This window comes from Actinokineospora enzanensis DSM 44649 (assembly GCF_000374445.1).
In the GTDB taxonomy this organism is placed as follows: domain Bacteria; phylum Actinomycetota; class Actinomycetes; order Mycobacteriales; family Pseudonocardiaceae; genus Actinokineospora; species Actinokineospora enzanensis.
Window position 1 is genome coordinate 76,306 of sequence record NZ_KB894437.1, and the last position, 6,285, is coordinate 82,590.

The 6,285-nt window shown below is 65.1% G+C and carries 9 protein-coding genes and 1 tRNA gene; 4 read left to right on the forward strand and 6 right to left on the reverse strand.

Annotated features, from left to right (window positions below; genetic code table 11):
* Nucleotides 1-7: 7 nt before the first annotated feature.
* On the forward strand, nt 8-997 hold the full coding sequence (locus C503_RS0130700) for a beta-ketoacyl-[acyl-carrier-protein] synthase family protein (RefSeq protein WP_018686067.1): 990 nt from the start codon (nt 8-10) through the stop codon (nt 995-997).
* 133 nt (nt 998-1,130) lie between these two features.
* Complete coding sequence (locus tag C503_RS0130705) at nt 1,131-1,517, forward strand: hypothetical protein (RefSeq protein ID WP_156893632.1); 387 nt, start codon at nt 1,131-1,133, stop codon at nt 1,515-1,517.
* 123 nt (nt 1,518-1,640) lie between these two features.
* Here C503_RS0130705 and C503_RS0130710 read toward each other — a convergent pair whose 3' ends face one another.
* From C503_RS0130710 to C503_RS0130720, 5 genes are all read right to left on the reverse strand, one after another.
* The gene (locus C503_RS0130710; protein ID WP_026316868.1) at nt 1,641-2,015 is read right to left on the reverse strand and encodes a hypothetical protein; all 375 of its coding nucleotides are present in this window, start codon (nt 2,013-2,015) and stop codon (nt 1,641-1,643) included.
* Entirely contained in the window at nt 2,012-2,542 is a 531-nt protein-coding gene (locus C503_RS45110; protein ID WP_084477401.1) for a DUF4265 domain-containing protein, read from the reverse strand. Before C503_RS45110 ends, C503_RS0130710 begins: the two co-directional genes overlap by 4 nt.
* Before the next feature lie 5 nt (nt 2,543-2,547).
* The gene (locus C503_RS46370) at nt 2,548-2,898 is read right to left on the reverse strand and encodes a hypothetical protein (protein WP_156893633.1); all 351 of its coding nucleotides are present in this window, start codon (nt 2,896-2,898) and stop codon (nt 2,548-2,550) included.
* A gap of 42 nt (nt 2,899-2,940) precedes the next feature.
* Nucleotides 2,941-3,147 (reverse strand): hypothetical protein, encoded by a 207-nt coding sequence (locus C503_RS0130715; protein WP_018686070.1) that lies wholly within the window; start codon nt 3,145-3,147, stop codon nt 2,941-2,943.
* A gap of 324 nt (nt 3,148-3,471) precedes the next feature.
* Nucleotides 3,472-3,543 (reverse strand) — tRNA-Arg (locus tag C503_RS0130720).
* A gap of 210 nt (nt 3,544-3,753) precedes the next feature.
* Between C503_RS0130720 and C503_RS0130725 the strand changes: the two genes are divergently transcribed.
* Nucleotides 3,754-4,854 (forward strand): ABC transporter ATP-binding protein, encoded by a 1,101-nt coding sequence (locus C503_RS0130725; protein ID WP_018686071.1) that lies wholly within the window; start codon nt 3,754-3,756, stop codon nt 4,852-4,854.
* A 126-nt stretch (nt 4,855-4,980) separates the two neighbouring features.
* Complete coding sequence (locus C503_RS0130730) at nt 4,981-5,586, forward strand: phosphotransferase-like protein (protein ID WP_018686072.1); 606 nt, start codon at nt 4,981-4,983, stop codon at nt 5,584-5,586.
* 429 nt (nt 5,587-6,015) lie between these two features.
* Here C503_RS0130730 and C503_RS0130740 read toward each other — a convergent pair.
* A partial coding sequence (locus C503_RS0130740) for an ISAs1 family transposase (RefSeq protein WP_026316698.1) occupies nt 6,016-6,285 on the reverse strand: 270 nt, incomplete at its 5' end.

Here is a 6,285-nt window from a genome sequence, read left to right on the forward strand (position 1 = left end):
CTACCGGATGTCCACGATCACCCTGCACTCTCATTCGGACCCACCGGTCTACCTGGACTCCTTCGGACACGCCTTGGGCGAGGCCGTCCCGGTGGCGGAGGCACCGGGACTGACCGGCGCGGAACGGGACCAGCTGACCGCCGCGGGCCTGCGTACGTTCCGCAAAGCCGGGGAACCGGTGTGGTCACTGGCAGCCACCTCGATCGCGAACACGCTACGCGATGTGTCCGCCGACCGGCTCCGAGCAGTGGTCATCGCAAGCGGGCGACTGGATCTGGAGACCTCCAGCGGATTCCAGGAAATCCTCGTGGCGGACCCGAGACTGGCCGACCTACCACTGTTCGGCGTCGGCTTGAACGCCTGCGCGAGCGGCGGAAACGCGTTCGCCGTGGCGGTCTCGCTGCTGCGCCGGTTCCCCAGCGGCAGCGTCCTGCTGGTGGCTGCGGACACCGCGACCACCGACCGAGAACGCCTGTGGACCAACGGCCGCGCCATCCTCAGCGACGCTGCCGCGAGCTGCCTGGTGAGCCACGCCCCCATGGACGGCGGTTACCGGCTGCTCGGTTGCACCCAGACCAACCGGCTCGCCCTTGGCCTACCCGAGCCACCGGAACGGAAGGGCGCCCGCGTCCGGGAACAACTGCGCATGATCGGCGTCACCGCTGCCGCCACCTGCGCGGCGGGCGGTCTGACAACCGCCGAGGTGACCGACTTCGTGACCAACAACCTGGCCCCGTCGATCATGGACCTGCATCACCAGGCCTGCGCGATCCCCCAGGCGACACTACACGCCGAGCTCGTCCCGGAACTGGGCCATTGCTTCTCCGCCGACATCCTGCTCGGCTTGGAAAACCTTCTCGCCCGGGGCAGCTGCACCGCGGACCGCGTCCTGGCCATGTGGGGCTCGTACACCTCGTGGACGGGAATCGCGGTCCAGGGACCTGAGCGGCAGCCGGGTTATTCATCCGGCAGCCGGGTTCCAGGGGCGGGCGCGTAGGTCGCGCAGGAGGGTCCGGGCTTCGGAGCGGCAAAGGGAGTCCACTTGGCCTCAGCGCGCCGGAATCTGACGCGGTATCGTTGGCTGCGGCCAGGATCGCAGATCGCGCCGTCGGGCGTTCCTCGCAGCCTAGTTGGCACAGCTCGTAGATCGCGTCGATGCGCTCGGACGGACTGACGGTGGCGCTCGTCGCGAAGCGCTGAAGCGTGGCCAGGGCGTCATCCCAGTGTTCGGGAGCGAGGCGGGCCAGGTTTCGGGCCGCCTCGGCACGGTGCGCGGTCGTGTCCGAGAGGTCCGCCAGCACGGCGAGGTGGAAGGCGACGCTGTCCGCGACTGTGTCCTCGCGGAGGGAAGCGAGATCCAACATGAGATCCGTGCGGTGGGTGAAGTCCAGGAACCGGTCTGCGGCCTGCATCCGCAATTCCTCGACCGCGTCGTCCACCTCTGCGCGCAACGCGATCACCTTCGACGCGGCTGCCTTCCGTACTGGCACGCCACCTACCAGTCCCCCGTCGCTTAGTCAACGAGTACGCGTGCGACCTAACGGCAGAGCCATCGAGCCGAGTCGAAAGTTTCCGGTTTGGTGATAGCATCTTCGACCTTACGGCCACGAGGTCGCGTCTGGCATGGCTCGTGGCCCACCTCATGTGGCGGATTCGTTCTTGATCTCAACTCGTCTCGCACGAGCCGACGAGTCGTCCACGTCTCCGTAACGGAGTATTGCGGAAGCCGGGAGCAGCGAGGACTCGCGAACCAAGGGCTCGATCACGCCGAATAGGACATCGGCGTCGGGTCCATACGCGTAGAGCACAACTTCATCGCCGCCGAACTCGTCGCCGTCGAGCTCGCCCACGCCACGCGTTTCCAACGCCGCCTCGATGCGGCGTTCCAAAGCGCGTACGGTTTCCTGTTCATCTTCGCCGCCGAAATGACCACCTTGAAGAGGGAGGTGAACAATCACTGCATGCTCGGACAACGCAGCTTGCCCAATCTTTCCGATTGACAGTCTCGACTTCATGATACGTTACGGCCGCCGTCGGCCGAGGTCGGAGGAAACGATAGAAGTTGAGCCTGATGACACCTTGATATCGCTGATTCTTGAAATTCGATATCCCTGCGAGCTTCGGCTGCCGTCAACTCTGACCTGAGCGCCGCGTAGTCGGTATCGGGCCGGATATCGACCGCGTAATAGGCCGCACTGCTCATCGTTTCCCAGGTCGCATCGAAGCTCAAGAGCATCCGATCCAGGACGCTACGGGAACTCGGCGGCTTGACAATGATCTGCACCGCAGAATGTCCCGATTCAGCGACGAACTTGTCGAAGACGATTTCCCGACGTCCGTCGTCGAGACGTACGGCGATGATGTCGCCGAATGCCACACCCTTGCAGTAGAGCGGCGTATTGCGCAACGACAGGTGCAGCTTGGTGTCAGTCTTTTCTGCCCAGAGACGTTCGTAGCGAACCGGCGGCCAGGCCGGGCTTTCCTCTGGCAGGTCGAAGGTGACTCGGAATATTCGCCGATTTTCTTTCGGGTTGGCACTCATTCGTGTCAGCGCTCGCTTGGATGGTGCACTTCACTGGTTTGCGGGTCGAACATCGTGAGCCCGTGCTTGTGAGCCAAACGCAGCAATTCGGGCGCGACTTCCTTGCATCTTGTGTACGAAATATTCGCGATGACACATTCAGGCGTTCGATACAGTGAGGACGTCCACGGAGGATCATCCGGATTCTCCTCTGCAAGGTCCCCGAATATGGCGATGACCTCGGTAAAAAAGGCTTCGACAGACGGGGAGGCATGAACAACGCCGGTCTCGTCGTCGGTGAGTCTGTAATATATTGCCATGGCTTGCTCTGGAGACGACGGTGTATTCTCATACCAGAAGCTTAGATCAAAACTCACAAACTCTCCCTTGTTGACGCTCCTGTTACGGATCGCCTTAGTTCAGCCACCGGACAACCGCACATCGACCGCGGCCGCCTCGGCTGTCTCGGTGGTCTCCTCCATCACCGACACCGGCCGTCCACTCTCCCCGGCCGCGGCAAGCGCCGTCGACTCGGGAGTGCTCGGGTTTTCGGCCGCTTGGGCGATCGAAGGAACATCCGCCAACATGGATAACGACAGCACTGCTTTGTCCACCTTGTCGGACATAGTGCGAGAAACCGCCTGGCCGTTTAGTTGGCCCGCTTCATTGACGGACCATAGGTGATAGCGACGCTGATGCCAGTCGGGCGCTAGCGGGAGGACGAAGACGCCCGCCACTCGCATCTGGTGGATGCTTTCAAGCGTCCGAGCGTGACTTGCTGATCTTGTCCATGGTTCTGGTGCCCCCGGGCTGGCTCGTACAGCATCCACACGGCCACCGAATGGGGGTCCGGGGGCGCAGCCCGCCGGGCGGGTCTGGGGTTGCACCTCAGAAAAAACAACGAACGACCCAGTTCGCGCTTTCCGCGAACACAGGTCGCCCAGAGTGAGTGCCCCCGGCAGGATTCGAACCTGCGCTCCCGCCTCCGGAGGGCGGTGCTCTATCCCCTGAGCTACGGGGGCTCAGGTCAACAGGGGAGAGCTTAGCGCACCCGGGTGGGGCGGGGTGCGCGGGGTGGGGGTTTGTGGTGGGCTTGGGTCACGGTCTGGGTTCCATCGGTAAGTGGTCTGGACCTTTGCGGTGGTCAGGCCTTAGTGTCTGCTCGATTGCTGAGGCATTCAGGCCTCTCAGGGCGTCTGAATCCATTCGGGCGCGACGGCTAGGAGGGTGTTGTGGCCGAGGTCCGGTACGAGGCAGCGTCGAGGGTCTACCCGGGGTCACCGCCGGTGCGGGCGGTGGACGGACTCAACCTGTCGATCGAGGACGGCGAGTTCCTGGTGCTCGTGGGGCCGTCCGGGTCGGGCAAGTCCACGGCGCTGCGGATGGTGGCCGGGCTGGAGGATGTCGACGAGGGTGCCATCCGGATCGGGGACCGTGACGTCACCGCCGTGCCGCCGAAGGGGCGGGACATCGCCATGGTGTTCCAGTCCTACGCGCTGTACCCGCACATGACCGTGGCGCAGAACATGGGCTTCGCGCTCAAGCTGCAGGGCCTGTCCAAGCAGGTCATCTCGGAGAAGGTCGCCGAGGCCGCGAAGATGCTCGACCTGCAGGAGCTGCTGGAGCGCAAGCCCAAGGCGCTCTCCGGCGGCCAGCGGCAGCGCGTCGCCATGGGGCGGGCCATCGTGCGCGACCCCGCCGTCTTCCTGATGGACGAGCCGCTGTCGAACCTCGATGCGAAGCTGCGGGTGGAGACCCGGGCCAACATCGCGGGCCTGCAGCAGCGGCTGGGCACCACCACCATCTACGTCACCCACGACCAGGTGGAGGCCATGACCATGGGCCACCGGGTCGCGGTCCTCAAGGACGGTCTGCTCCAGCAGTGCGACACCCCTCGCGCGCTGTACGACCGTCCCGCGAACGCGTTCGTCGCCGGGTTCATGGGCTCGCCGTCGATGAACCTGCGGCTTGCCGTCGTGGCGAACACCAGCCTGCGCATCGGCGAGCTGGCCGTGCCGCTGACCCGCGAGACCGTGTCCGCGATCGGCCGCCATAACCTCACCGAGGTCACCGTCGGTATCCGCCCCGAGTCGCTGGCCCTCGCCGCCCCGGGCACCCCCAACGGCTTCGATCTCGACGTCGAGCTGGTCGAGGAGCTTGGCGCCGACGCGCTCGTGCACGGCTCGGTCGTCGGCGAACCCGAGTCCGACCGCCTCGTGCTGCGCGTCGACGGCCGCACCCCGCCCGCCCTCGGCCAGACCGCCCGCGTCGTGCTGCGCGACGCCACCGAGATCCACCTGTTCCACCCGGAGACCGGGGAACGCCTCATCTAGCCGAACTGGGGTCCAGGTCGGCGGCCGCCCTGCGCGCCGCAGCCCCGGGGGATCGAGTCACCAGGCCGCGAGCACTCCGCTCGCGGCCTGGTGCCGTTTCCGCTCGTCTTTTCGGGATAGGAGTTTGTGCCGGACAAGCCGCCGCTGTGCGTCGCGATCACCGGACCGTCGGCTGCCGGGAAGTCGACGTTGACCACCGCCATCCAGGACCACGCGCGTGAGCCGCTGCTGCGGTTCGGGGTGGATGAGCTGTACCGGATGATTCCGGGGCAGTGGGGTGGTGGGGCTCGGTATGCCGCTGAGCGGGGGTTCACCTATCAGGACGTTCCGTCGATGCCTGGATCGCGTCGGATGAACAACGGTGTCGATGCCATCGCGATGCTCGGTGCGATGAACGCTGCGGTGGTGGCGATGCTTGAGGCCGGGGTCGGGGTGATTGTCGACGGGCAGGCGTTCGAGCCTGCTGTCAACCGGGACCTTGAGGAGCGGCTGCTGGGCTTGCGGTCGGCGGGGGTGGCTCGGGTGGCGATCGTGGAACTCGCGGTTGCCGACGGGCCGTTGGCTGATCGGCAGCGGCGGCATGAGGATCCGATGGGGCTTTCGTTGCACCAGAACACGTTGGCCAAACAGGCGGCTCGGCCGGATCTGGTTGTCGAGACGAGTGGGATGTCGGCTGTGGAGGTGGCGGAGTTCGTGTGTGGGTGGCTGGATCGGGAGTATCTCGGGGGGTGACTGTGGTGGGGGTTGTCCACAGGGTGCGGGATTCATCCCCAGGGCACGACTGGGGGATATTGACAGCTGTCATGATCGCTTAGCTTGCCTTCTTGTGGGCCCGCCCCCTGGTAGGGCGGGGCCTACTTACTGTGCGGCCATCAGTGAAGCAGGAGACGTCGTTCATGCGCGGGGACTGGGTGTCCGGCCGCTGTCTCGTCGACGTCGTCGCCGACTTCTCCTCGGTTGTCCACAGGCAAGATCGTTCCGACTTCTGTCGGTCCGTCTCGCTCGGTAGAATGGAGTTCGGGGGGTCCCTGGGAGAGTTGTCCACAATCGCTGGATTCATCCACAGGTCCCGATCAGGGGATATTGACAACCTGCAAGATCGCCTAGCGTGCCGTTAGTGGGCCCGCCCCCTGGTGGCAGGGGGTCGGCAAAGTCGTTTTGTTAGTGGGTGGGGATTCCGAGCAGTGTGAGTGGTCGGTGTGGGTTGCGGCTCATGTGGCGTAGGCCTTGGGCGATGTTGTTCCATCCGTGGTGGCGCAGGGTGTTGATGGCGAGGTTGCGGAGGCTGGCCATGACGCGGGGTGCGTTGCCGGTGCGGACGTGGGATGCGTCTTCGGTGTAGGTGACGTCGCGGACCCAGTGGAGTCGGTTTTCGATGTGCCAGTGGTTGCGGATGTAGGTGGCGACCCTGGTGGGGTGTGCGTGTTGGGT